Annotated in this window: 20 protein-coding genes, 1 pseudogene and 1 riboswitch; of the genes and pseudogenes, 5 read left to right on the top strand and 16 right to left on the bottom strand. The window is 72.9% G+C overall.

Features of this window, described 5'->3' with window-relative positions; translation table 11 throughout:
* Positions 1-126 precede the first annotated feature (126 nt).
* The 7 genes from HCN56_RS06255 to HCN56_RS06225 form a co-directional block, all read right to left on the bottom strand.
* The gene (locus HCN56_RS06255; RefSeq protein ID WP_312871077.1) at positions 127-1623 is read right to left on the bottom strand and encodes a histidine kinase N-terminal domain-containing protein; all 1497 of its coding nucleotides are present in this window, start codon (positions 1621-1623) and stop codon (positions 127-129) included.
* A 510-nt stretch (positions 1624-2133) separates the two neighbouring features.
* Positions 2134-3210: an SIS domain-containing protein gene (locus HCN56_RS06250; RefSeq protein ID WP_167968474.1), complete on the bottom strand. Its 1077-nt coding sequence runs from the start codon at positions 3208-3210 to the stop codon at positions 2134-2136.
* A 102-nt stretch (positions 3211-3312) separates the two neighbouring features.
* Positions 3313-4860, bottom strand: a complete 1548-nt coding sequence (locus HCN56_RS06245; RefSeq protein WP_167968473.1) for a glycoside hydrolase family 3 protein — start codon at positions 4858-4860, stop codon at positions 3313-3315.
* A gap of 7 nt (positions 4861-4867) precedes the next feature.
* Entirely contained in the window at positions 4868-5695 is an 828-nt protein-coding gene (locus HCN56_RS06240) for a carbohydrate ABC transporter permease (protein ID WP_167968486.1), read from the bottom strand.
* A gap of 146 nt (positions 5696-5841) precedes the next feature.
* The gene (locus tag HCN56_RS06235) at positions 5842-6792 is read right to left on the bottom strand and encodes a carbohydrate ABC transporter permease (RefSeq protein ID WP_167968472.1); all 951 of its coding nucleotides are present in this window, start codon (positions 6790-6792) and stop codon (positions 5842-5844) included.
* A gap of 103 nt (positions 6793-6895) precedes the next feature.
* Positions 6896-8155, bottom strand: a complete 1260-nt coding sequence (locus HCN56_RS06230) for an extracellular solute-binding protein (protein ID WP_312871076.1) — start codon at positions 8153-8155, stop codon at positions 6896-6898.
* A gap of 313 nt (positions 8156-8468) precedes the next feature.
* Entirely contained in the window at positions 8469-9749 is a 1281-nt protein-coding gene (locus HCN56_RS06225; protein ID WP_167968471.1) for an extracellular solute-binding protein, read from the bottom strand.
* A 235-nt stretch (positions 9750-9984) separates the two neighbouring features.
* Between HCN56_RS06225 and HCN56_RS06220 the strand changes: the two genes are divergently transcribed.
* The 5 genes from HCN56_RS06220 to HCN56_RS06200 all read left to right on the top strand — a co-directional run bounded on the left by HCN56_RS06220 (position 9985) and on the right by HCN56_RS06200 (position 18115).
* Positions 9985-10815, top strand: a complete 831-nt coding sequence (locus tag HCN56_RS06220; protein ID WP_167968470.1) for a GntR family transcriptional regulator — start codon at positions 9985-9987, stop codon at positions 10813-10815.
* A 481-nt stretch (positions 10816-11296) separates the two neighbouring features.
* Positions 11297-13555 carry a carbon starvation CstA family protein gene (locus HCN56_RS06215; protein ID WP_167968469.1) on the top strand — a complete coding sequence of 753 codons (2259 nt, stop codon included), beginning with the start codon at positions 11297-11299 and terminating at the stop codon, positions 13553-13555.
* Entirely contained in the window at positions 13552-13752 is a 201-nt protein-coding gene (locus HCN56_RS06210) for a CstA-like transporter-associated (seleno)protein (RefSeq protein ID WP_167968468.1), read from the top strand. Before HCN56_RS06215 ends, HCN56_RS06210 begins: the two co-directional genes overlap by 4 nt.
* Before the next feature lie 688 nt (positions 13753-14440).
* Positions 14441-14569, top strand: a riboswitch (cobalamin riboswitch).
* A gap of 94 nt (positions 14570-14663) precedes the next feature.
* Entirely contained in the window at positions 14664-17054 is a 2391-nt protein-coding gene (locus HCN56_RS06205; RefSeq protein WP_167968467.1) for a ribonucleoside-diphosphate reductase subunit alpha, read from the top strand.
* A complete protein-coding gene (locus HCN56_RS06200; protein ID WP_167968466.1) occupies positions 17045-18115 on the top strand; it encodes a ribonucleotide-diphosphate reductase subunit beta in 1071 nt (356 codons plus the stop codon). Before HCN56_RS06205 ends, HCN56_RS06200 begins: the two co-directional genes overlap by 10 nt.
* A 104-nt stretch (positions 18116-18219) precedes the next feature.
* Here the strand turns inward: HCN56_RS06200 and HCN56_RS06195 are convergent, their stop codons facing one another.
* The 9 genes and pseudogenes from HCN56_RS06195 to HCN56_RS06155 all read right to left on the bottom strand — a co-directional run.
* On the bottom strand, positions 18220-19203 hold the full coding sequence (locus HCN56_RS06195) for a hypothetical protein (RefSeq protein ID WP_167968465.1): 984 nt from the start codon (positions 19201-19203) through the stop codon (positions 18220-18222).
* A 118-nt stretch (positions 19204-19321) separates the two neighbouring features.
* Positions 19322-20137 carry a D-Ala-D-Ala carboxypeptidase family metallohydrolase gene (locus HCN56_RS06190; RefSeq protein WP_167968464.1) on the bottom strand — a complete coding sequence of 272 codons (816 nt, stop codon included), beginning with the start codon at positions 20135-20137 and terminating at the stop codon, positions 19322-19324.
* 137 nt (positions 20138-20274) lie between these two features.
* Positions 20275-20904 (bottom strand): peptide deformylase, encoded by a 630-nt coding sequence (gene def / locus HCN56_RS06185; protein WP_167968463.1) that lies wholly within the window; start codon positions 20902-20904, stop codon positions 20275-20277.
* Positions 20905-21139: 235 nt separating this feature from the next.
* Positions 21140-22126 carry a tetratricopeptide repeat protein gene (locus HCN56_RS06180; protein ID WP_167968462.1) on the bottom strand — a complete coding sequence of 329 codons (987 nt, stop codon included), beginning with the start codon at positions 22124-22126 and terminating at the stop codon, positions 21140-21142.
* Between the two features lie 413 nt (positions 22127-22539).
* Positions 22540-22824 (bottom strand): mycothiol system anti-sigma-R factor, encoded by a 285-nt coding sequence (gene rsrA, locus HCN56_RS06175; protein WP_167968461.1) that lies wholly within the window; start codon positions 22822-22824, stop codon positions 22540-22542.
* A complete protein-coding gene (locus HCN56_RS06170) occupies positions 22824-23450 on the bottom strand; it encodes a sigma-70 family RNA polymerase sigma factor (RefSeq protein ID WP_167968484.1) in 627 nt (208 codons plus the stop codon). Before HCN56_RS06170 ends, rsrA begins: the two co-directional genes overlap by 1 nt.
* 337 nt (positions 23451-23787) lie before the next feature.
* Positions 23788-24498, bottom strand: a complete 711-nt coding sequence (locus HCN56_RS06165) for an alpha/beta hydrolase family protein (RefSeq protein WP_167968460.1) — start codon at positions 24496-24498, stop codon at positions 23788-23790.
* Positions 24498-25319 (bottom strand): SOS response-associated peptidase, encoded by an 822-nt coding sequence (locus tag HCN56_RS06160; RefSeq protein ID WP_167968459.1) that lies wholly within the window; start codon positions 25317-25319, stop codon positions 24498-24500. Before HCN56_RS06160 ends, HCN56_RS06165 begins: the two co-directional genes overlap by 1 nt.
* A 95-nt stretch (positions 25320-25414) precedes the next feature.
* Positions 25415-26029, bottom strand: a pseudogene (locus HCN56_RS06155) (hypothetical protein); the annotation flags it as partial.

Raw genomic sequence — 26029 nt, 5'->3', positions numbered from 1 at the left:
ACAGACATGCGTACGGGTGCGACACATTGCGACGCCCTGGACACTGTTCCGAAGAACGGCCGATCGGTGAATTCACGGCCGAACACCGCACCGCGCCACCGCCCGAGCGGTGCCCGGCCGGGGCGGTCAGCGCTTGGCGGCGTCGAGCGGCAGGTCGAAGACGGCCCGCGTCCCGCCGGAGGGCGCCGGCAGCATGTCGAAGCGGCCGCCCAACTCCCCCTCGACCAGGGTGCGCACGATCTGCAGGCCCAGGCTGGAGGTCCCCGCGAGGTCGAACCCCTCGGGCAGGCCCCGGCCGTCGTCCTCGACGGTGACCAGCAGCCGCCCGGCGCCGCGCACCCGGTCCGGCTCGGTGCGGGAGGCCGCGACCTCCACCGTGCCGGTGTCCCCCGGTCCGTAGGCGTGCTCCAGGGCGTTCTGGAGCACCTCCGTCAGCACCATCGACAGCGGTGTCGCCGTCTCCGCGTCGAGGATGCCGAAGCGGCCGGTGCGCCGGATCGCCACCCGGCCGGAGGAGAGCTCGGCCATCATGCCGAACACCCGGTCGGTGATCTCGTCGAACTCGACGCGCTCGTCGAGGTTCTGGGAGAGCGTCTCGTGGACGATCGCGATGGAGCCGACCCGGCGGACCGCCTCCTCCAGCGCCTCGCGCGCCCCGCCCTCCGCGGTCGGGGCGATGCGCCGTGCCTGCAGTCGGAGCAGCGCGGCGACGGTCTGCAGGTTGTTCTTCACCCGGTGGTGGATCTCCCGGATGGTGGCGTCCTTGGTGATCAGCTCCCGCTCGCGGCGGCGGAGTTCCGTCACGTCCCGGAGCAGGATCAGTGAACCGATGCGCTCGCCCTTGGGCTTGAGCGGGATGGCGCGGAGCTGGATGACGCAGTCGCCGCCGTCGATCTCCGTCTCACGGGGCGCGTAGCCGCTGGCCAGCTTCACCAGCGACTCGTCCACCGGACCCCTCGTCGGGGCGAGTTGGGCCGTGGTCGGCCCCAGCGGCAGCCCCACCAGGTCCACGGCCAGGCCGAGCCGGTGGTAGGCGGAGAGCGCGTTGGGGCTGGCGTACTGGACCGTCCCCTCCGCGTCCAGCCGGAGGAAGCCGTCGCCGACCCGCGGGGCGCGGTCCATCCCCACCTGCTGCCCCGGGAACGGGAAGCTGCCCGCCGCGATCATCTGGGCGAGGTCCGAGGCGCTCTGCAGGTACGTCAGCTCCAGCCGGCTCGGCGTGCGGACGGTCAACAGGTTGGTGTTGCGGGCGATGACGCCGAGGACACGGGTCTCACGCCGCACGGGGATCGCCTCCACCCGGACCGGGACCTCCTCCCGCCACTCGGGGTCGCCCTCGCGCACGATGCGGCCCTCGTCGATGGCGGAGTCCAGCAGCGGGCGGCGTCCCCGGGGCACCAGGTGGCCGACCATGTCGTTCTGGTACGACGTGGGGCCGGTGTTGGGGCGCATCTGGGCGACGGAGACGTAGCGCGTCCCGTCGTCGGTCGGCAGCCAGAGCACGAGGTCGGCGAAGGAGAGGTCGGCCAGCAACTGCCACTCGGACACCAGCAGGTGGAGCCAGTCGAGGTCGCTCTCGTCGAGCGTGGTGTGCTGGCGCACGAGATCGTTCATGGAGGGCACGGGCCGAGCTTACCGGCGGTGGCCGAAAGGCGACCCGGTGGCGGGCGCGCCGCCGTCGAGAACCGACGGCAGCGGGGCGCCGGGACGCCCCCGTACCGGAGAACTTCTTCGGAGCATGGACACGGCCCAGTGGTCCAGTCCACAATGGCGGGTACCGCCACGAACTTCTGCCCGCCCCGCACAGGTGGGCAGAACCGGGCCCGGCGCTCTCTGCCCTGACGGCGCCCGGGCCGGATCGCTCCGGGCTGCGGTGCCGGCAGGGCCGAGGGTCCCTGACTGGCGCCGCGGCCCGTGGGTGCGGTCCCCCTCACGAGCGCTGCGCGCACCGCGCCGCTCCTCCCCCGCCCACTCCGCCCGGCGTGCGCACCTGCCGTCGCGCCCGCGCGGGCGCCACCACACCCGCGGCGCGCTCCGGCTGGGAGCGGCCCGGTCGGGCCACCGCCGCGTTCGCCTTCCGTACACAACGGCGTTCCCGGCCGGGCGGGCGCTGGACGCCCGGCCGTGGTCCGCTCAGTGGGTCTCGGTGACCTTCGCCAGCGAGCGCGGTGCGTCGGGGTCCTGGCCGCGGGCGACGGTGACCTCGTGGGCCAGCAGCTGCAGCGGCAGGATCTCCAGCACCGGCTGGAGCTCCTCCGGCAGCCCGTCGACGGGCAGCACGAACCCGCCGGAGGCGGCGTCGACCTGCCGGCGGGGGCCGATGACGACGAGGTCGGCCCCCCGGTCGAGCAGCCGGTCCAGCACGGGCTGGAGCGCCGCTCCGCCCTTGCCGTCGGTCACGATCGCGATGACCGGGGAGACGTTGTCCACCATGGCCAGCGGGCCGTGGAGCAGGTCGGCGCCGGAGTAGGAGAGGGCGGGGATGTAGCTGGTCTCCATCAGCTTCAGCGCCGCCTCCTTGGCGGTGGGGTAGCCGTAGCCGCGGCTGGTCAGCACCATGCGCTCGGCGAAGCGGTAGCGGCCGGCCAGCTCCCGCACCTCGTTCTGGCGCGCCAGCACCTCGTCGGCCAGCGCGGGCAGGCCGGCGGCTGCCTCGGTGCCGTCCTCACCGCCGAGCGCGGCGACGAACAGGTAAAGCGCCAGCAGCGAGGAGGTGTAGGTCTTCGTCGCCGGCAGCGCCTTCTCGGGGCCGGCGAGGATGTCGATGTGGTACTCGCAGGCCGCGGCGAGCGGCGACTCCGCGTTGTTGGTGACGGCCAGCGTCACCGCGCCCGCGGCGCGGGCGGCGCGGGCGGAGGCGACGAGGTCGGGCGAGCCACCGGACTGGCTGACGGTGATCACCAGCACGTCGGTCAGGTCCGGCTCGGCGCCGTAGGCGGTGGTGGTCGACATGGAGGTCAGACCGCAGGGCAGCCCGAGTCGGATCTCCAGCAGGTACTTGGCGTACAGCGCGGCGTTGTCGGAGGTGCCGCGCGCGGTGAGCAGCACGAAGCGGGGCCGACGGGCGCGGATCTCGGCGGCGACGGCGGCGATGGCGGGCGCGCCCCGGGTGAGGAGGCGTTCCAGCGCGGCGGGCTGCTCGGCGATCTCGGCGGACATGATCGCGCCGGGGGTGCCAGGTGTGCCGGGTGTGCCGGGTGTCAGGGTCATGGGGAGGGCTCCAGGGAGGCGGCCGGGCGGTGACGCGCGACGGCGGGATGCGGTGGGAGGGGCCGGTCGCGGCCCGGTGGGCTTGCGCCCACCGGGCGGGCGTCAGCCGGGGCTGCCGGCGATGACCTCGGCGGCGGCGCGGCCGCAGACCCGTGCGGCGCCGTGCGTGGTGAGGTGCAGGGCACCGGTGGGCGGGGCGAAGGGCACGCCCATCTCGACGACGACGGTGTCCGGGCGGGCGGCGACCAGCGCGTCGAGGGTGTCGCTCATCCAGCGGTAGCGGTGGACGCCGCGGACGACGGCGACGACGGTCCGGTCGCCGGCGGCGTCGAGGATCGCGGGGACGTGGGCGGCGGCGACCGCCGCCGGGTCGGCGTCGGCCTCCGGCGCCGGGTGGACGCTCTCGGTGGTGCCGGGCACCCGCTCGCGCAGTTCGGCGGCGAGCCCCCAGGGGGTCTCGGCGCCGACCGCGATGTTGGTGCCGGGGACCAGCGAGGCGACGTGCGGCGCGCCCCGCAGCTGCGCGGTGGCGCCGGCGGGGTGGACGCGCAGCGCGCGGCGGGCGGCGTCGAGGCCGATCGCCTCGGCGTCGACGGCGGGCGTCGTGGTGCCGGCGGCGCGGGCGGCGGCGGTCCAGCGGCCCAGCTCGCGGCAGCGTTCGGCGGCCTCGTGCAGCCGCTCCTCGCTGAGGCGCCCCTCGCGGACGGCGCGGACGAGGGCGTCGCGCAGGCCGAGGACCTGGCCCTCGTCCCAGGCGGTGCCGCCGATGCAGATGGCGTCGGCGCCCGCGGCGATGGCCATGACGCTGCCGCCGTCGATGCCGTGGGTGGCGGCGACGGCCTCCATCTCCATGCCGTCGGTGTAGATGAGGCCGTCGAAGCCGAGGCCGCCCTCGGCGACGGGGGCGCGCAGCAGGCCGTGGAGGACGGCGGGGCTGAGCGTGCCCGGCAGGTCGGGGTCGAGCGCGGGCAGCAGCAGGTGGGCGCTCATGACGCAGCGGGTGCCGGCGGCGACCGCGGCGCGGAACGGGACCAGTTCGCGGCGCTGGAGGGTGTCGAGGTCGACGCCGATGCGCGGCAGCGCGAGGTGGGAGTCGACGTCGGTGTCGCCGTGCCCGGGGAAGTGCTTGACGCAGGCGGCGACGCCGGTGGCCTGCATCCCCTGGACGAAGGCGACGGTGTGGCGGGCGACCAGGTCGGGGTCGTCACCGAAGGAGCGGGTGCCGATGACCGGGTTGTCCGGGTTGTTGTTGACGTCGGCCGAGGGCGCCCAGTTGACGGTGACGCCGCAGGCGGCGAGCCGGCGGCCCATCTCGGCGGCGACCGCCCGGGTGAGGTCGGGGTCGTCGGCGGCGCCGAGGGCGTGGGCTCCGGGGAAGGAGGAGCCGTCGGCGACCTCCAGCCGGGTGACGTCACCGCCCTCCTCGTCGACGGCGACCAGGGCGTGCGGGTTGGCTGCCAGCAGCTGCCCGTTGAGGCGGGTGAGCTGCTCGGCGGAGACGACGTTGCGGCCGAAGAGGCCGACGCCGGACATGCCGTTCTCCAGCAGCCGCAGCAGCCAGGCCGGCGCGGAGTCGGTGCCGTCGAAGGCGGGCTGGAGGACGGTCAGCGCGTCGCGGGAGAGGCTGTCCGAGGGGTTCGCGGCGGTCATGCGGGCATCAACCCTTCACGGCACCGGCGGACATGCCGCCGGTGACCCGTCGCTGGAGGATCAGGAACAGGATGAGCACGGGGAGCGTGACGAGCGTGGACGCCGCCATCGTCGCCCCCCAGTCGTTGCCGAACTGGGTCTGGAAGGACGCCAGCCACAGCGGGAGGGTGGACGCCTCCGGGGACTTGTTGAGGACGAGCACCATCGCGAACTCGTTCCAGGCCATGATGAAGCCGAAGATCGAGGTGGCCATCAGCCCGGGGGCGAGCAGCGGGAAGATCACCCGGAAGAACGCCTGGGTGCGGGTGCAGCCGTCGATCATGGCCGCCTCCTCCAGCTCCTTCGGCACCGCGGCGATGAAGCCGCGCAGCGTCCAGATCGTGAACGGCAGCGCCATCACGAAGTAGATGAGCATCAGCGTGAAGATGCTGTTGAGCATCTCCAGGTCGCGCGCGTTGAGGTACATCACGATGATGAGGACCTCCCACGGCGCCATCTGGGCCATCATCACCACCAGCACCATGGCGCGGCGGCCGCGGAACTGCATGCGGGCGATGGCGAAGCCGGCGGCGAGCGCCACCAGCAGCGCGAGGGCGACGGCGCCGAGGGTGACGACGAGGCTGTTGACGACGTAGGTCCAGAACAGGTCCACGCCCATGGCCCGCGAGTAGTTCTCGAAGGTGGGGACGAAGAAGAAGACCGGGTCCTTGGTGAGGATGTCGCCGCGCTCCTTGAAGGAGCTGGCGAGCATCCAGTACACGGGGAAGATGAAGACGACGGAGAGCAGGAGCGCCACGACGTTCGGCCAGATCTGCCCGAAGCGCTTGGCCCGCAGCGCACGGGCGGCTGCCGCCTCGCCGCCGCCCCGGCCGGAACGGGTGGTGCCCGCGACAGTCTGGCGGACGGGGTCGCCGGCCGGGGGCGCGCCGCCGGGGCCCGCGACGTTGACGTCGCCGATCCGGTCGGTGAGCTTGTCGGGGGTCATGACTGCTCCTTCTCCTGCTTGAGGATCAGGCGGAAATAGAACGACATCGCGACGACCAGGATCAGCAGCGTCACGACCGAGATCGCCGCGGCGATGCCGTACTGCTGTTGGCCCATGCCCGCGACGTAGGCCATGACGGGCAGGGTCTCCGAGGCGCGGTTGGGTCCGCCGCCGTTGAGGGCGTAGATCTGGGCGAACGCCTTGAAGACCCAGATGATCTCCAGGAACGTGGTGATCAGGAAGAACGGCTTCATGATCGGCAGCACGATCGACCAGAAGATGCGCCAGGCGCTGGCGCCGTCCATGCGGGCCGCCTCGTAGATCTCGCCGCTGACCGTGGTGAGTCCGGCGTAGAGGTTGAGGGCGACGAAGGGGACGGAGGTCCAGACGATCAGCAGCGTGGCGATGGTGAGCGTGGACAACCCGGAGTCGAACCAGTTGTGCTGGTCGTAGCCGGAGAAGCCGAGGGTGCGCATCAACCAGTTGACCAGGCCGAACTGCGTGTCGAAGATCCACCGGAAGACGGTGGTGCTCGGGATGATCGGCATGGCCCAGGCGAGCACCAGCGAGATGGACAGCACCAGCCGCATCCGCTTGCCCAGCCGCAGCAGCAGCAGGCCGCAGAGGGTGCCGATCACCATGATCAGCACGACGTTGGCGGCCATGAAGACGAAGGTCCGCACCAGCGTCGACCAGAAGCGGTCGTTGGTCAGCACCTCGACGTAGTTGTCGAGGCCGGCCCACTCGGTGGTGCGGGAGATCAGCTGGCGGCGGCCGAACTCCTGGAGGGAGATCAGCACGTTGCGGAAGAGCGTGCCGCCCAGGACGAGGCCGAGCGCGATCACCGCCGGCGCGATCAGAAGGTAGGGCAGGAGCCGGGTCAGTGCCCGCCCCCGCTCCCGTTGGCGGTCAGGTGCTGCCACCACGTCCGGTGTCTTGGCGCTCATCGGCGTCTTCCTCGGGATGTCTGGCTCGGGGCCGCGACGGGTCCGGCCGCCTTGCGGCGGGCGGGCGACGGGTCGGTCGGCGCGGCCGACCCGTCGCCGGCGGTCAGTCGCGGTTGATGCGTTCGGTGAGTTCGGCGTCGGCGGTGCCGGCGGCGCTCTCGTGGGCCTCGCCGTCGAGGACGGCGGTCATCATTTCCTTGATCGGGTTGGGCACGACCTCGACGTTGGCCCAGCCCGGGGCCAGCGGGAAGAACTCGCCGTACGCGGCGGTCTCCCCCATGACCTCCAGGAAGGAGCCCTCCTCGGTCTCCCCGAGCGCGGCCTCCTGGTTGGGGAGCATCGGGGTGGCCTCGGCGAACTTGGCCATCCACTCGGCGGAGGTGGCCGTCTTCAGCCACTCGACGGCCATGTCCTTGTTGCCGGCGCGCTCGGCGACGGCGAGGTTGGAGCCGCCGAGGAAGACGCTGCCGAGGGTGTCGGCGGTCTTGCCGGGGATCGGGAAGTAGCCGTAGTCGACGTCGCGGCCTTCCTCGGCCAGCGCGTCGAGGGCTGCCTCGGCCTGCCAGGGCAGTCCGATCCAGGTGGCGACCTCGCTCTGCGGGATGACCTCGGTGGCCTGCTGGGGGGTGGCCTCGTCGTTGTCGGTGGGCGAGTCGGAGAACGCCTGGAGCTGGGCGTAGAACTCCATGGCGGCCTCGACCTCGGGGGTGTCGAGCGCCCCGACCCAGCCGTCGCCGTCCTCGACGGCGAAGTCGCCGCCCTCGTCCCAGACGAAGCCGGCGAAGACGTAGAAGTTCTGCCCCGGCATGTAGATGGGTTCGTAGTCGGTGTTGTCCTCGATGAGCTGGAGGGCCTCGACCCATTCCTCACGCGTGGTGGGGACCTCGGCGCCGGCCTCCTCCCACATCGCCTTGTCGTAGATCACCGCGCGGTTGGCGGTGTACCACGGGGCGGCGTAGAGCTGACCGTCGAACTCGGCGGTGGCCAGCGTGCTCTCGTACCAGGCGTCGTACCCGAGCTCGTCCTTGAGGTCGGTGAGGTCGGCCAGGCCGGAGGTGGCGGCGAAGGCGGGGGTCTGGGTGTTGCCGACCTCCAGCACGTCGACCGTGCCGTCCTCGGAGAGGGCGGTGGTCACCCGCTCCTGGATGCCGTTCCACTCCTGGAGTTCGACGTTGACCTCGACGCCGTGCTCCTCCTCGAACGCCGCGTTCAGCTCGTCGAGCCACGCCTCGGGCGCGGAGCCGGTCATCAGCCAGACGGTGAGGGTGTCGGAGGAACCCTCGTCGCCGGTGCCACAGGCCGCGACGGAGGCGGTCATCGCCGCCACGGCCGCGGCTGCCATCAGCTTGCGCTTCACGGTCACCCTCCCAGGGTGGCCACCCGTCCACCGCGGGTGGCGGGCAGCCTGCTCGGTGCCAAGTGGTGTAGACCACTTCAAGGGGAAGACTGGGCAGTTCTGCTTGGAGTGTCAAGGGAGTCCCGGACGGCCCGCGGGTTCCGTTATCGGACCGACATGCGGGTTTCACCTGCGGCAACGCGGCGGCCGCTGCGATCTTCCGATCGTGCGGGGCGGGCGGCGGCGGGAACTCGGGGGCGTCCGCGGCGACAGGGCGGCGGACGGAGCCGGGCCGCGGCGCCCCCGGTTGCGACCGGGGGCGCCGCGGGGCGGCAGCGGATCAGTCGCGGTTGATCCGGTCGGTGATCTCGGCGTCCGCGGTCTCCGCGGCGTCGGCGTGGTCCTCACCGTTCAGGACCGCCGTCATCATTTCCTTGATCGGGTTCGGCAGGACCTCGACGTTCGCCCAGCCGGTGACCAGCGGGGGGAAGTTGCCGTGGTCGGCGGCCTGGCCCATGACCTCGACGAAGGAGCCCTCCTCCGCCTCGGGCAGCGCGGCCTCCTGGTTGGGAAGCATCGGGGTGGCCTCGGCGAACTTGGTCATCCACTCGGCGGAGGTGGCCATCTTCAGCCACTCCACACCCATGTCCTTGTTGCCGCCGCGCTCGGCGACGGCCAGGTTGGAGCCGCCCAGGAAGACACTGCCGGGCGCGTCGGCGGTCTTGCCGGGGATCGGGAAGTAGCCCAGGTTGGCGTCACGACCGGCCTCGGTCAGCGCCTCGATGGCACCGTCGGCCTCCCAGGGCAGGCCGATCCAGGTGGCGATCTCGCTCTGCGGGATGACCTCGGTGGCCTGCTGCGGGCTGGCCTCGTCGTTGTCGGTGGGCGAGTCGGAGAAGGACTGCAGCTCCTGGTAGTAGGCCATGGCAGCCTCACCCTCGGGGGTGTTCAGCCCGCCGACCCAGCCGTCGCCGTCCTCCAGGGCGAAGTCGCCGCCCTCGTCCCACAGGAAGCCGCCGAGCACGTAGTAGCTCTGGCCCGGGAGGTAGATGGGCTCGGCGTCGGTGTTGTCCTCGATGAGCTGGAGGGCCTCGACGAACTCCTCACGCGTGGTGGGGACCTCGGCACCGGCCTCCTCCCAGACGTCCTTGTCGTAGATCACCGCGCGGTTGGCGGTGTACCACGGGGCGGCGTAGAGCTGGCCGTCGAGCTCGGCGGTGGCGATCGGGCCCTGGAACCAGTCGTCGTACCCCAGGTCGCCCTTGAGGTCGGTGAGGTCGGCGAGGCCGGTGGTGGCGGCGAAGGCGGGGGTCTGGGTGTTGCCCAGCTCCAGCACGTCGACGGTGCCGTCCTCCGACAGGGCGGTGGTGACCCGCTCCTGGATGCCGTTCCACTCCTGGAGCTCGACGTTGACCTCGACGCCGTGCTCCTCCTCGAACGCCGCGTTCAGCTCGTCGAGCCATGCTTCGGGGGCGGAACCGGTCATCAGCCAGACGGTGATGGCGTCGTCCGAACCGCCCCCGCCGCCGTTGGAGGAACCGCCGTCGTCGCCGGTACCGCACGCGGCAACCGATGCGGCCATCGCCGCGACGCCTATGGCCGCAATCAGCTTGCGCTTCACGTCACCCTCCTAGGGGGCAAGGCCGGACCCCTTGCGCCTGGTCACGGGACGGCCTTTAGTGGTGTAGTCAAGAGGTTTAGACCAGTTGACCTGAAGCGTGGACTAGACCACTTTGGGAAGTCAAGTGCCGTACCGGGCACCGCTGGTGTCCGTTATCGGACCGACACCTGCACCGGAGCGCGGCACTGGTCCAGACCGTGCCACCATGTGGGCCGTGAATTTTCGGAGGTAGCCGGTGACAGCACAGAAGGACCCCGGGACGCGCGGCTCCGGGGGCGCCCGGGGGCCGTACGCCTCCGCGGGAAGGCTCGGCGCGAGCGTACCGGGCGCCGACTCCGCCGACCGCACCAGGACCGCGCGGGTACCAAAGTACTACCGTCTCAAGCGGCACCTGCAACAGATGACCGAGACCATGCCCCCCGGCACCCCGGTCCCCCCGGAGCGGACCCTCGCCGCGGAGTTCGACACCTCCCGCACCACGGTCCGGCAGGCGCTCCAGGAACTGGTCGTCGAGGGGCGGCTGGAGCGCGTCCAGGGCAAGGGCACCTTCGTCGCCAAGCCGAAGGTCTCCCAGGCGCTCCAGCTGACCTCCTACACCGAGGACATGCGCGCCCAGGGACTGGAGCCCACCTCCCAGCTGCTGGAGATCGGCTACATCACCGCGGACGACCGGTTGGGCGCCCTGCTCGACATCCCGGCCGGCGGGCGGGTGCTGCGGATCGAACGGCTGCGGCTCGCCAGCGGCGAGCCGATGGCCATCGAGACCACCCACCTCTCCCAGGCGCGGTTCCCCGCGCTGCGGCGGAGCCTGGTGCGCCACGCATCGCTCTACGCCGCGCTGGCGGAGGTCTACGACGTCCACCTGGCGCTGGCCGAGGAAACCATCGAGACCTCGCTGGCGACGCCGCGCGAGGCCGGCCTGCTCGGCACCGACGTCGGCCTGCCGATGCTCATGCTGTCCCGCCACTCGCGGGACACCGACGGGGAGCCGGTGGAGTGGGTCCGCTCGGTCTACCGGGGCGACCGCTACAAGTTCGTCGCCAACCTGGAGCGCCCGCGGGGCTGACCCCGGCCGGCGGGACCGGCCCCGCCGTCCGCGCACCCCGGCAGGTGGCGCGGACGCGGGGCCGGCTCCGCCGCACCCACCGTTCCTGGCCGACCCCGCCGCCCGCACCGATCCGCCCCTGGACCCTCGGCGATCCGGACACCCGGCGCGCACCTCCCGGCCGGTGAGCGGACCGCTCCCGGCGCCTCCCGGCGCGCCCCCGCGCGGCACGGCGCTGGGGCGGTTCGCCGCGCCCCGCGACCGTTCACCGCGCCGCACGACCGTTCGGCGTCCGTCCGGCGCACGGATCGGGCAGATTCCCAGAACTGTGTCCCGACCATGGCCTTGGCCACGGCCCCGGGCCTAGATTCCGCCCTGAGGCGTTCCCGGTGGATCTTGCGCGGGCGGTGAGGAGCCGCTCACCCCCGTCGTCCCCGCCGCACGGCCCGGCCGGGAGCCGCCCACGTCCGTCAGTGCGACAGGCAGGGAACGGGACAATCTCATGCTTCAACAGGTACGCATCAAGTCGGTGGTGATCTGGACGGCGGTCGCGCTGGTCAGCGCGTTCGCCTGGTCCGTCCTCGCCCTATCCCGGGGTGAAGAGGTGTCGGCGGCCTGGATGGTGGCCGCCGCGCTCGGCTCCTACGCCATCGCCTACCGGTTCTACTCGAAGTTCATCGCCTACCGCGCGCTGCGGGTGGACCGCACCCGCGCGACCCCGGCGGAGCGCCTCAACGACGGGGTGGACTACCACCCCACCGACCGCCGGGTGCTGCTCGGCCACCACTTCGCCTCGATCTCCGGCGCCGGCCCCCTGGTCGGCCCGGTGCTCGCCGCGCAGATGGGGTACCTGCCGGGCACCATCTGGATCATCGCCGGTGTCATCTTCGCGGGCGCCGTCCAGGACATGGTCGTCCTGTTCTTCTCCTCGCGCCGCAACGGCAAGTCCCTCGGCTCGATGATCCGCGACGAGATCGGCCCGGTCGGCGGCATCGCGGCGCTGGTCGCCGTCTTCGCCATCCTGATCATCCTGCTGGGCGTCCTCGCGCTGGTGGTGCTCAACGCGCTGGCGGAGTCGCCCTGGGGGACGTTCTCCACTGCGATGACCATGCCGGTCGCGGTCTTCATGGGTCTGTACCTGCGGTACCTGCGGCCGGGACGCGTCGCCGAGGTCACCGCCATCGGCATCGCGCTGCTGCTGTTCTCGATCGTCGCCGGCCGGTGGGTGGCCGAGTCCTCCTGGGCGGAGTTCTTCACCCTCTCGCCGCAGGCGCTGGTGGGCTGGCTGGTCGCCTACGGCTTCGTCGCCTCGGTCCTGCCGGTGTGGCTGCTGCTCGCCCCGCGCGACTACCTCTCGACCTTCCTCAAGATCGGGACCATCGGCCTGCTCTTCGTGGGTGTGCTGATCGCCAACCCGACGCTGAAGATGGACGCGGTCACCGAGTTCGCCTCGCGCGGTGACGGCCCGGTCTTCGCGGGGTCGCTCTTCCCGTTCGTCTTCATCACCATCGCCTGCGGCGCGCTCTCCGGGTTCCACGCGCTGGTGGCGTCGGGCACCACACCGAAGATGCTCCAGAAGGAACCGCAGGTCCGGCCGATCGGCTACGGCGGCATGCTGATGGAGTCCTCCGTCGCGGTGCTCGCCATCATCGCCGCCTGCGTCCTCGACCCGGGGCTCTACCTCTCGATGAACGCCCCGCCCTCGGTCATCGGCGACACCTTCCAGAGCGCGGCGGAGACCATCACCGGCTTCGGCTACGTGATCACCCCGGAGCAGCTGCAGGCCGCGGCGGCGTCGGTGGAGGCCGACTCCCTGCTGTCGAAGACCGGTGGCGCACCGACCTTCGCCATGGGGGTCGCGGTCATCTTCGCGGAGTTCCTCGGCGGGGAGTCCGCGATGGCCTTCTGGTATCACTTCGCCATCATGTTCGAGGTGCTGTTCATCCTCACCACCATCGACTCCGGCACCCGCATCGGCCGCTTCATGCTGCAGGAGGTCGCCGGTAAGGCCCACCCCCGCTTCCGGGACCACAACTGGAAGCCCGGCGTGCTGCTCACCAGCGGCATCGTGGCGGGGCTGTGGGGCTACTTCCTCTGGGTCGGCGTCAACGACCCGCTGGGCGGCATCCGCTCGCTGTTCCCGGTCTTCGGCATCTCCAACCAGCTGCTGGCCGCGATCGCGCTGACCATCTGCACCACGCTGATGATCAAGGCCGGCCGGGTGAAGTACGTGTGGGTCACCGCCGTGCCGCTCTTCTGGGTCGCGCTGGTGACGCTCGTCGCCAGCTGGCAGAAGGTCTTCTCGGCCGACCCGGACATCGGATTCTTCGCGCAGCGCGCGCTCTACCGCGACGCCATCGCGGCCGGCGAGTCGCTGGGCGGCCAGACCGAGGACCAGATGCGGACCGTCGTCACCAACGCCACCGTCAACGGCGTCATCTCGGCGGTCTTCGCGATCCTGGTGGTCATCATCATCGTGGACGCCTCACGGGTCTGCGTGCGGGCGCTGCGCCACCCGGAGAACGTGGTCAACCACGAGACGCCGCACGTCACCTCGCGCATCATCGCCCCCGACGGCATACTCGCCACCACGGCGGAGCGCGCGGAGCTGGAGGCGGCGGGGCTGCCCTCCACCGGCGGTGTGCCCGGCGAGTTCGGCGGCGCCCGAGGGGACTCCCCGGGCGGCAACGACGGCACGGCGGGCCGCGACCACGGCGGCAACGGAGCCGCCGGCAACGACGACGGAGGGAGCACCCGATGAGAAGGGCCCTCGGCGGCGTGCGGTGGTACGTCGGCGAACTGCTCGGTGAGATCACCGGCGACAACGCCTACCGCCGCTACTGCGAACGTGCCCGGCGCGAGGGGCCGGAGGCCGAGGTGCTCGACCGCGGGGCGTTCGAGCGGCGGCGCGCCGAGGTGCGAGCGGCCCGACCCAACGGCGGCGCCCGCTGCTGCTGAGACGGCGGGCGAGCACGCAGCGGCCCGGGGCCCGGCGGGGGAAGCACTCCCCCGCCGGGCCCCGGCACATGTGCGGGGGCGTGCGGCTGCGGTGTGCCGGACGCGCGACGCCACCGGTGGCGTGAACGCGCCGCTGTGACATCCGGCACGTGCCCGACTCGCCCCGTGCCGGCCCGCAACTCCCCCGTCGGAGCGGCCTCTCGAACGTGTGAGGCCTTGCGCGGTCGCGGCGCCACGCGCGGCGTGAGCGGCGCTCGCCACGGGCCCGGAGGCGGTGCGCGACACGGGGTGTGCGCGGCCGACCGACCGCCAACCACCCCTGCGACAGCGGTCGTTGAGCGATGAACCAAAGCCGGTCACCGGAGCGCGGCGACACAGGCCGGGGGTTGCCCGCGGGCCGGATCGGCGGCCCGCCCCCGGACGCGGGGGCATAAGCTGCTGCCCGCCGCCCGAGGCGTGCGCGGCACCGCCGCCGCACCGCCCACCGGCTCGCCCGGCGGGGCACCGGGACACCCCGGGAGACGGGGGCGTTCAGCCGCGGCGGGCGGGCGTGACACGCCCACCGAGGCGTTGCGGCGCCCCGCTCCGGTGCCGCGGCGCACCGGCGCAGCCCCCGTTCCGCCGTGTCCCGGCGCACGCCACCGACACTCCGGGAACACAAGATATGGGGGTGCGTGCGCCGACGGCCCCCAGATGTATGATCGGCCGTGCTGTCGCAGCAGGGGAATCCGGTGCGAATCCGGGACTGTCCCGCAACGGTGAGCGCCATTCCGGCGTGGCGTCGAGTCCGAACACCTGTGCGAAAGCTTAAGACGTCCGGGCCTCGTGGATTGGGCCCGCGCACGCGGTCCCTGGTGTTCCCGCGTACGCCGCCCGATCCCGCGCAGGCCGAGAGCCACGAGGGAGAACGCGTGACCATCGCACCAGCGGAGCCCGTCTCAGCAGCGACGCCCGAGGAGCAGGACCAGCCCGGCAGCATCCTCCTGACGGAGCTGACCCGGCTCACCGCCGACCTCGGCGCCACCGAACCCGGCCGCGTCGCCGCCGCCGCGCTGCGGGGCCGCAACGCCTCCTCCGACGCGGCCGAGTTGCGGTCGCTGGCCATCGAGGCGGCCGCCGGTCTCATCGCGGACGAGCCCCAGTACTCCCGGCTCGCCGCCCGGATGCTGACGCTGGCCATCCGCGAGGAGGCCGCGACCCAGGGCGCGGTGTCCTTCTCCGCCTCGGTGGCCGTGGGCCACCGCGAAGGGCTGATCGGCGACTCCACCGCCGAGTTCGTCCGCCGCCACGCCGAACGCCTGGACGCGCTCGCCGAGTCGGCCGTCGACTCCGGCGCCGACGACCGCTTCGGCTACTTCGGGCTGCGCACCGTGCAGTCCCGCTACCTGCTGCGCCACCCGATCACCCGCAAGGTGATCGAGACCCCGCAGCACTTCCTGCTGCGCGTCGCCTGCGGCCTCGCCGAGGACGACAGCGACCGGGCGGTGAGCGACGTCGCCGAGCTGTACCGGCTCACCAGCACGCTCTCCTACCTGCCGTCCTCCCCCACGCTCTTCAACTCCGGCACGCGCCACCCGCAGATGTCCTCGTGCTACCTGCTGGACTCGCCGCTGGACGAGCTGGACTCGATCTACGACCGGTACCACCAGGTGGCGCGGCTCTCCAAGCACGCCGGCGGCATCGGCCTCTCCTACTCCCGCATCCGCGCCCGCGGTTCGCTGATCCGCGGCACCAACGGCCACTCCAACGGCATCGTGCCGTTCCTGCGGACGCTGGACGCCTCCGTCGCCGCGGTGAACCAGGGCGGCCGCCGCAAGGGTGCCGCCTGCGTCTACCTGGAGACCTGGCACGCGGACCTCGAGGAGTTCCTGGAACTGCGGGACAACACCGGTGAGGAGGCCCGGCGCACGCACAACCTGAACACCGCCCACTGGATTCCGGACGAGTTCATGCGCCGCGTCGAGGCGGACGGCGACTGGTCGCTGTTCTCCCCCGCCGACGTGCCGGAGCTGGTGGACCTGTGGGGCGACGCCTTCGACGACGCCTACCGCCGCGCCGAGGCCGAGGGCAAGGCGGTGCGGACCGTCCCCGCGCGCCAGCTGTACTCGCGGATGATGCGGACCCTCGCCCAGACCGGCAACGGCTGGATGACCTTCAAGGACGCCGCCAACCGCACCGCCAACCAGACGGCGCAGCCCGGCTCGGTCGTCCACTCCTCCAACCTCTGCACGGAGATCCTGGAGGTCACCGACGACGGCGAGACCGCCGTCTGCAACCTGGGGTCGGTCAACCTCGCCGCGCACCTGGGTGAGGGCGGCGAGATGGACTGGGAGCGGCTGGACGACACCGTCCGGACCGCCGTGACCTTCCTGGACCGCGTGGTCGACATCAACTTCTACCCGACCGAGCAGGCGGGCGCCTCGAACTCCCGCTGGCGGCCGGTGGGCCTGGGCCTCATGGGTCTCCAGGACGTCTTCTTCCGGCTGAAGCTGCCGTTCGACTCCCCCGAGGCCCGGCGGCTCTCCAACCGGATCTCCGAGCGCATCATGCTCGCCGCGTACCACGCCTCGGCGGACCTCGCCGAGCGCCACGGCCCGCACCGGGGCTGGGAGGCCACCCGCACCGCCCGCGGTGTGCTCCACCCCGACCACTACCCCGACGCCGAGCTCACCTGGCCGGAGCGGTGGGACGAGCTGCGTTCCCGCATCGCGCGGACCGGCATGCGCAACTCGCTGCTGCTGGCCATCGCGCCGACCGCGACGATCGCCTCGATCGCGGGCGTCTACGAGTGCATCGAGCCGCAGGTCTCCAACCTGTTCAAGCGCGAGACGCTCAGCGGTGAGTTCCTCCAGGTCAACACCTACCTGGTGGAGGAGCTGAAGGAGCGGGGGCTGTGGAACGACACCACCCGTGACGCGCTGCGCGAGGCCAACGGCTCGGTGCAGGAGCTGGCGGGGCTGCCGGACGACGTCCGCCACCTGTACCGCACCGCCTGGGAGGTGCCGCAGCGCGCCCTGATCGACATGGCGGCCGAGCGGACCCCGTTCCTCGACCAGAGCCAGTCGCTCAACCTCTTCATGGCCGCGCCGACCATCGGCAAGCTCAGCTCGATGTACGCCTACGCCTGGAAGCGCGGCATCAAGACCACCTACTACCTGCGTTCGCGTCCGGCCACCCGGATCGCGCAGTCCGCACGCGCCGCCGCCCAGCCGGCCGCCGTGCCCGCGCAGCAGACGGCCGCCGAGGCAGACGCCGTCGCCTGCTCCCTCGAGAACCCCGAATCATGCGAGGCATGCCAGTGACCGCCCCCGTATCCGACCCGGCGCCCCAGACCGGCTCGTCGCACACCGCGACCACCGGCGCCAAGAACCTGCTCGACCCCGGGTTCGAGCTGACGCTCCGGCCGATGCGGTACCCCGACTTCTACGACCGGTACCGCGACGCCATCAAGAACACCTGGACGGTGGAGGAGGTCGACCTCCACTCCGACGTGGCGGACCTGGCCAAGCTCTCCCCGGGCGAGCAGCACATGATCGGCCGCCTGGTGGCGTTCTTCGCGACCGGTGACTCGATCGTCTCCAACAACCTGGTGCTGACGCTCTACAAGCACATCAACTCCCCGGAGGCGCGGCTCTACCTCTCGCGCCAGCTCTTCGAGGAGGCCGTGCACGTCCAGTTCTACCTGACGCTGCTCGACACCTACCTGCCCGATCCGGACGAGCGGGCCGAGGCGTTCGCCGCGGTGGAGAACATCCCCTCCATCCGGGAGAAGGCGCAGTTCTGCTTCCGGTGGATGGACTCCGTCGAGAAGATCGACCGGCTGGAGACCAAGGACGACCGCCGCCGGTTCCTCCTGAACCTGATCTGCTTCGCGGCCTGCATCGAGGGGCTGTTCTTCTACGGCGCCTTCGCCTACGTGTACTGGTTCCGCTCCCGGGGCCTGCTGCACGGTCTGGCGACCGGCACCAACTGGGTGTTCCGCGACGAGTCCTGCCACATGGACTTCGCCTTCCACGTGGTGGACACCGTCCGCGCCGAAGAGCCCGAGCTCTTCGACGAGGCGCTGAACCAGCAGGTCACCGACATGCTGAAGGAGGCGGTCGAGGCGGAGCTCCAGTTCGCCCGCGACCTCTGCGGCGAGGGCCTTCCGGGGATGAACACGGCCTCGATGCGCGAGTACCTGGAGTGCGTGGCGGACCAGCGGCTGGTCCGGCTCGGCCTGGAGCCGGTCTTCGGTTCGCAGAACCCGTTCTCCTTCATGGAGCTCCAGAACGTCCAGGAGCTGACCAACTTCTTCGAGCGGCGCGCCTCGGCCTACCAGGTCGCCGTCGAGGGCACGGTCAATCTCGACGAGGACTTCTGACCGGCGGCCCGTCCCGTACACCCCCAGGGGTGACGGGGCGGGCCGCCGCCGCGTTCCGGCACGGCGCTGGCACGGCGCCTGCTCCGCGGGGCCCGATGGCCCGGTCAGCGCACGTCGCGGGCGCGCGCCATCCGCTCCTCGTGCTGCTCGCGGTAGTCCGCCAGCATGTCGGCGTGCTCGGCGATGACCGCCTCCTGATGGACGGCGTCGATCTCGGCCCACCGCGGGACGAGGTCGGTCCGCTCCTTGCACGCCACGTCGGCGACGGCCGCCTCGCGTGCCGCCGGTCCCGACACGTCGCCGCCGAGGCCGAGTTGGGCGGCGGCCTCCAGCGGGGTGTCCGTCGCCAGGTCCTGCTCGGCCATGCACGCCGACCACTCGGCGAGCAGCGTCCCCAGCCGGGGGTCCTCGTCGGCGAGATGGGCCGCCTCGTCGGCGAGTTGCATGATCACCGTGGGGTCCACCCAGTCGCCGTCCGGGCGGTTGACGGTGAGGGTCGCCTCGCCGTGGCAGCCGGTGACGGGGACGGGCACGCCCCCGAGGTCGGGCCCGGTCATCCGCTGCGCCTCCTCCAGCGTCTCCGGGTGGTCGAGGTCGAGCCCGGGGTCACCGTGGAGCGCGAGCTCCTGGTCCGCGGTGAGGTCGTGGGGGAAGGCGGGCGCGTAGGTGGCGGGGTCGAGGTCGACGGGGTGCATGTAGCCGTGCTCGGCGGCGATGCCGGCATCGTCCACACCGTAGAGGTAGAGGTGGGTTCCGAGGTCGGCCGCGCGGTTCTCGGCGGGGGTGTACTCCTGGCCGTACCGCGCCATGCAGGCGGTGATCAGGGCGTCGCGGGCCTCCTCCAGCAGCTGCTGGTCCTCGGCGGAGATGTGGAAGGCGTCCAGGGGCAGGGTGAGTTCGGCGGTCAGCGAGGCGGTCGGCAGCACCGCCCCGGCCGCGGTCGCGGACTCCGCTCCCTCCGGCTCCGAGGGGGCGTCGCCGTCGGCGGCGGGGGCGGGGTCCGGCTGCGTCGTCGACTGCCCGGGGCCGGAGCAGGCGGTGGCGGCGAGCACCGGGACGAGGGCGAGGGCGGCGAGGCTTCGGGTCACGGGACGGCTGGGGCGCACGGCGGGGCTCCGGTGGTCGGGCGGGGCGCGGCGGGGTCGCGGTGGTCGCGGGCGGTGCCCCGGTACCGGCCGCGGGGCCGGTACCGGGGCGTCCGGTGGGTCAGATTCCGCAGTTGGGGGCCGACCAGAAACGGCTGGCCCGGTGGTCCACGTGGGTGTGGTCGTTGTGGCCGGGGTAGCCCGGGCCGAGGATGCCGTTGAAGCCGTGGTTGCGCGCCGCCTGCGCGAGGCGGCAGAAGGAGTGGCTGCCGACGAGGTCGGCGGCGTCGCCGTAGAGGTGGCGGCTGTTGCTCGCGCCGCCGACGGCGTTGTTGCAGGAGACGGAGCGGAAGCCGCTGCTGATGTTCAGCGGGGCGTTGCCCATGGCACGTCGCATGGCCTGGAGCTTCCACATGGTCCGCTTGGCGTTCTCACGGGCGGTGGCCGCGCTGACCGCACCACCGGACCAGTTGGAGTTGCAGCGGTTCAGCTCGGCGAAGGTGAAGTTGGCCGGGGAGCAGTCCGCGCTCTGCAGGGCGTAGATCTGGTTGTAGGTGGCCGGGCCGGCGATGCCGTCGGCGCCGAGGCCGTAGGCCTGCTGGAAGCGGGTGACGGCCTGGGCGGTGTGGGGGCCGAACTGCCCGTCGATGGCGAGGACCTGGCCGGTGCCGGGGTAGCCGGCGACCCGGATCTGGAGCTGGGTCACGTCGGCGCCGGACATACCCTGCCGCAGGGTCCGGTTCCAGGTGTAGCAGGCGTCGAGGGTGCCGACGTCCGCGGTGTCGGCCGTGGGGGTGTCGGTGATCGTGGCTTCGGCGGGGCGCTCGGCAGGCGGCGTGACGGCGGCCGCGCTGCCGCCCGTGACGGCGGTTCCAACGAGACCGACTGTCGCGACCATGACAAACATGGCCGCGGTCCGGGACATGCGTCTGAGCATCGTTCCTCCGGGTGGGTGGGGCGATCGGAACGAGAGTTACCCAGGAGTCGACGCGCGTCAACCTTCACTCGACGCCCGTCAGTGGACCGGTCCACTGACGGGCGGTCACCTGCCCGGCGACGGGACGCCCGGCAGCCTCAGTCGTTGGGGACGGTCGCGTAGCGCGGCGTGCCCTCGGCCATCTGCTTCAGCACGTCCTTGCGCTCCCGCTTGGAGAGCCGGTCGATGTAGAGCCGGCCGTAGAGGTGGTCCGTCTCGTGCTGCAGGCAGCGGGCGAAGTAGCCGGTGCCGCGGACCGTGATCGGGTTGCCCTCGATGTCCTGTCCGCGGACCACCGCCTCGTCCGGGCGGGCGAGCTCCATGTAGGCGCCCGGCACCGACAGGCAGCCCTCGTTGCTGTCGTCCAGCACCCGCAGCTCGGAGGGCAGCTCCTCCAGCACCGGGTTGCAGACCACGCCGACGTGGCGCACCCCGTCGTCGTCCGGGCAGTCGTAGACGAACACCTTCCGGTCGACGCCGATCTGGTTGGCGGCGAGGCCGACCCCCTCGGCGGCGCGCTGCGAGGCGAACATGTCGTCGACCAGAGCCGCCAGTTCGGGACCGAACTCGGTCACCTCACGGCACTCGTGGTGCAGCACGGGGTTGCCCACGACGGTGATCGGCCGGGCGGTGCCGCGCTCGACGTGTGCCTTCTCCCGCTCCGCGCAGTCCTGGGTGTCGTCGACGAACTCGGAGTCGGCCTGCGGGCCGGTGTCCTGCTGCGGCATGGTCCGGGGACCACCTTCCTGGTACGGCGTGACGGGACGACGGGGGCGACCGACGCGACGTGGCGCGGGGCCCGGACCCGGGGGCACGACCGCCCGGAAGCCCGGAGCCGGTGACCCTCGAACCCGTACAGCTTACTGGGCCCCGCCCGGCGCCCCCGGGCGCTCGGGGACGGGCGCACCCCGGGGCGCACCCGCGCGGGGCGCCGTCCGGGCCGCGGCTCTCACCGTCCCGGGGTCAGCAGACCTCTTCGAGGTCGCGCCACTCCCGGGTGTCGGGGCTGTCGGCGACCCAGCTGTCGAGGAGCCCGCGCACCAGCGGCGCCGGCGCGGCGATGCCGCACTCGCGTTCGGGGGACCACAGGGTGCCCGCGCCGGTGTGGCCGAGTGGCCCGGGCCGACCCGGCAGGCTGTGGTCGTGCGGGTCGTGCTGGGCCTGGCCGTCGCCCTCCTCGCTCGGCATCCGGCTCTCCGAGCAGCTGCGGCAGAGCAGCCGCACGGACGACGACCAGTCCTCCGCGGCGTAGCCGGCATCCGCCGCGAGCCGCTCCAGCGCGTCGCGGTCCCGCGGGCTGGCCGCACCCAGCAGCACCACCCAGGTGGGGACGGCGGAGGGCGCCCACAGCTCGATCTCGTCGAAGACGGGGAAGACGGAGGTCCACCCGTTGGCGGCGGTGGTCCGCTCGCCGTTGGGCACGCCGTCGTGCAGCACCACTTCGCCCCACCGGCGCCCCGAGGACGGCAGCGGGATGTTGCGCACCTCTATCCGGGCCGGGTCGAGCCGGCGGCCCCAGACCACCTCGGACTCCCCCTCGGGGGAGAGCCGGACCGCGGCGCCGCCCAGCCGGGTGGACTGCGGCTCCTCGGAGACCTCGCCCGGGACCTCCACGCCGTAGGCGGCCCACGCCCGGCGGGCGAGCGGCCAGTCCTGGAGGGCGGTCGCGGCGATGCCGAGGTTCCACCAGTCCGGAGCGCCGGCGCTCTTCTCCAGCAGCGCGACGGCGCGCAACCCCGCCGCCCGCGCCTGCTCCCAGTCGTGGCGGAACTTGTGGAGCAGCGCCAGGTTGAACCAGGACTCCGAGAGCCAGGGTTCCAGGTCGGCGGCGCGCGTCAGCAGCGCGCCCGCGTCCTCGTAGCGGCCGTCGTCCATCAGCGCGAAGGCGCGGTTGGTCGCCAGCCGCCAGTCGGTGGACGGCCGTTGCCGGACCCTGCCGAAGATCCTCACGATGCCCTGCCCGCTCCCGCCTAGTGAGCCTGTCGTCCGTTCAGACTCCTGTCCGCCCCGGGGGTCTTCCAACCCTTCGCGGCGGAGTCTGGTCTCAGCATGGGACAGCCTGCCCCCTCGCGCGAGCCCTGGCCAACCGGGACCGGCGCACGCGTCCCCGACGGCGGGTCGGGAGGGCCGGGGCGGACGCCTGCGGGGCCCGCGCGGTCGGCGCCGGCCGGTGGTCGCACCAGGCCCGGGGCGTGGGGCCGAGCGAGCGCCGGGGCGCCCGGGATCGGGGGTACGCCGGAGCGCACCACCCCCGTAGGTACGCCAGCACGCGCCCCTCGGGGCCCGGGCCGACGGCACGGGGACCACCCGCTGTGCCGAGCGGGTGAGCGCCCCGCCGCCGGGCGGGACCGGGCGCGCCGACGTCAGCCGGGCGGCGGCTCGGTCGGGGTGCCTCCGGAACGGATCGTCTCGATGCGCTCCAGGACCTTGGCCCGCAGGTCGGCCGGGACGTCGTCCTGCCCGCAGCACCGCTTCACGAGCTTCTTCACCGACTGCTCCAGCCCGTACTTCTCCAGGCAGGGGGAGCACTCGTCCATGTGCAGCCGGAACTTGGCGCGGTCACCGTCGGGCATCTCACTGTCGAGGTACTCGTAGAGATGGTCCAGGATCTCGCCGCAGTCCGTCTCGTGCGGCTCCTCGCAGCTCATCACTCCGCGCCTTTCTCCGCACCGGCCGAGGCGAGCCCGCGCTCCCTGGCGTAGTCGCCCAGCATGTCGCGCAGCTGCCTGCGGCCGCGGTGCAGCCGGGACATCACCGTGCCGATGGGGGTTCCCATGATGTCGGCGATCTCCTTGTACGCGAAGCCCTCGACGTCAGCGAGGTACACCGCGATCCGGAAGTCCTCCGGGATCGCCTGCAGCGCCTGCTTGACGTCCGAGTCAGGGAGGTGGTCCAACGCCTGGGACTCCGCCGACTTCAGCCCCGTGGACATGTGGGACTCCGCCCGGGCGAGCTGCCAGTCCTCGATCTCCTCCGCTGCGCTGCGCTGCGGCTCCCGCTGCTTCTTGCGGTAGGAGTTGATGAAGGTGTTGGTGAGAATCCGGTAGAGCCACGCCTTGAGGTTGGTCCCCCGGCGGAACTGGTGGAAGGACGCGTACGCCTTCGCGTAGGTCTCCTGCACCAGGTCCTCGGCGTCCGCCGGGTTGCGGGTCATCCGCAGCGCGGCGGAGTACATCTGGTCGAGGAAGGTGAGCGCCTCCTGCTCGAAGCGGGCGCTGCGCTCCTCGGCGCTCTCCTCCGCGTCGCCGTCGTCGGTCTGGCTGACCGGACCCACCTCCTCGCTGACGGTGACGAACCCGCCGAAGGGCCCGTCCGTCTCGGAGGATAGACGACCCCGCCCCGACTTCGGGTGCGTGTCGCCGCCGAGTCCCGCGGCGAGGCGGAGCGTCGCCCAGTCGACCTCCGCTGCGGTGGCCTGCGGCCGTGCGGGGCATGCGGTCGATCCCATGGGCGCCGTCCTCTCCGGTGGAGTCCTGCGGCGGTACCGGTTCGCGCGCGCCGGTCCGCCCTCGTGGTGGGTGGAACACCGGCCCCGCCGTCGGCATTCCCGGGCGGGGGCGGAGTGCGACGACCGTCACGCCGCACCGCTCGGGCGTGTCCCACGCACGCTCTCAGGAACGGCCCGCCACCGGCGCCCACGCGGCCACCGCGGCGGTGAGGCGGTGCAGCGCCTCACCGCCGGTCGTGGCGGCACGACGGGGCACGGCGAACCCGTGGTCCGCGTCGGGTACCGGCGCCACCGCCACCCCGGCCGGGAACTCCTCCGGCCGGCCGAAGGTGTCCCGCTCCCCCTGGACGACGAGCAGCGGCAGACTCGCCTCGCCGACCGCGGCGAGCTCCTCGGCGCGGCTGCGCTCCGGCCGCCCCGGCGGGTGCAGCGGGAAGGCCAGGGCGAGGACGGCGACCGCGCCAAGCTCGGCGGCGGTGCGGCAGGCGACGCGCGCACCGGCGCTCCGGCCGCCCGCCACCACCGGCAGCGCCGGGGCGCGCAGTGCGGGCCACAGCTGCCGCCAGGCGGTGTCGAGGGTGCGGGGCGCGGGCGCGACTCGCCGGCCGGCGACCCGCCACGGCTGCTCGACGAGGGCGACGGTGCAGCCGAGCGGCGGCAGCGCGGCGGCGAGCGCGGCGAGGTCGCGGGCCTCGATCCCTCCCCCGGCACCGTGTCCGAGGGCGAGCACGGTGTGCGGCACCGCAGCCGCGTACCAGGCGATGCGGGCGTCCCCGGCGGGAGTGGGGACGGTCTCGGTGCGAGTCGGGGTGGCGGGGCCGGGCTCGTGCTGCGGGGCAGTCGGGCCGGCGGCGGGTTCGCGGCGGGGCGTCATCAGAACAGTGTGCCGACCTCGGGCTCCGCCAGCTCGGAGATCAGCTCCGGGCCGTTGTTCCGCGCGTTGGAGACGGCGGTGGGCACGGGGTAGGCGCGGACGTGTCCTTCCGGCGGCGGCTCCAGCAGCCGTCGCAGCTCCTCGGTGTCGGTGGTGGCCGGGTCCAGCCAGGCGTCCCAGCGGTCCCGGGGCAGCGCCAGCGGCATGCGGGGGTGGATGTCGGCGAGGCTGTCGGGGTGGTTGCCGCCGTCCGGCTCCGTGCCGGGCAACTGGGCGGTCTCGGCCTCGGTGGTCACGACGGTGCAGGTGACCCACCAGGCGCCGGGGTGGTCGTCGGGGAGCTTCGGGTCGCGCCAGAACTCGTAGAGCCCCGCCATCGCCAGGACGTCCCCGTCCGGCGGCGTGACGTAGTAGGGCTGCTTGCGGGGGCGCTTGCGCCGCCCCTTCTCCTCCTCGCGCCGCTCCTCCCGCCCGGTGGACCACTCGTAGTAGCCGTCCGCGGGGAGCAGGCAGCGCCGCGCGGCGAACGCCCGGCGGTAGGAGGGCTTCTCGTGCAGCGTCTCGGCCCGGGCGTTGATCATGCGCGCACCGCCGTCGGGCGAGGTGGACCAGGAGGGGACCAGCCCCCAGCGCAGGGTGCGCAGCTGGCGCACCGGCCGGTCCTCGCCGGAGCCCCGCAGCGGCCGGTCGAGGACCGCGTACACCTCCTTGGTGGGGGCGACGTTCCAGTCGGGCTCCAGGGGCTCTCCCCCGGTGTGCTCGACATGGAACAACGACGCCAGGTCCTCCTGGCTCCTGCTGGCGACATAGCGACCACACATGCCGTCCAGGGTAGGCGCACGGGCCGACAACCGGCCGCCGTCGCGAGGCCGGGCGCCGTCGGGGGCGCTGTGGGGGCGACCCGTCAAGGCCGAGGTCAGCAGAAGATCCAGAACCAGCAGTCCCGGCCCGGCTCCTCCTCGCCCTCGTCCTCGTCCTCGGACTCCTCCTCCGGAGGGTCGGACGGGGCAGGGTCGGAACTCGGAGGGCTGCTGCCGTCCCCACCGGGCGGGGTCGGCTGCGGCCCGCCGGTGGGGCGAGCGGTGCCGGTGGCGCCGGCGGTCGGCAGCGGGTCCGGCTCCGTCTCCTCCGGCTCGGGGCGGGGGTCGGCGGGTGGTTCCGGGGCGGGCGGCGCCGCACCGGTCGGTTCCGACTCCGGCTCCGGTTCGGGCTCCGCCTCGCTGTCGGTGTCGGTCTCCTCCTCCGTCCCGGGGGGCTCCGAGGAGGGGGCCGGCTCGGGCTCCGCGACGTCCTCCGAGGGTTCGGCGGCCTCGCTCGTCCGGTCGTCCTCGATCCCTGGCGCCGGCCCGGGCCCCGGCCCGGGGCCGTGGGTCTCGACCGGCCCGGCCTCGTCCCTGGTGGAGTCGGACGGGGAGACGACGTCGCCCAGCTCGACGACGGCGACGGCCAGCAGGACAACGCCCACCGCGGCGCCGACCGCGGCCCGGACCCCGCCGCCGCGCCGCCGCCGGTGGGAGCTGCGGCGGCGCCC

The organism is Streptomyces lonarensis (genome assembly GCF_012033735.1).
Lineage (GTDB): Bacteria > Actinomycetota > Actinomycetes > Streptomycetales > Streptomycetaceae > Streptomyces > Streptomyces lonarensis.
This window is presented reverse-complemented; position numbering and strand designations above follow the sequence as displayed.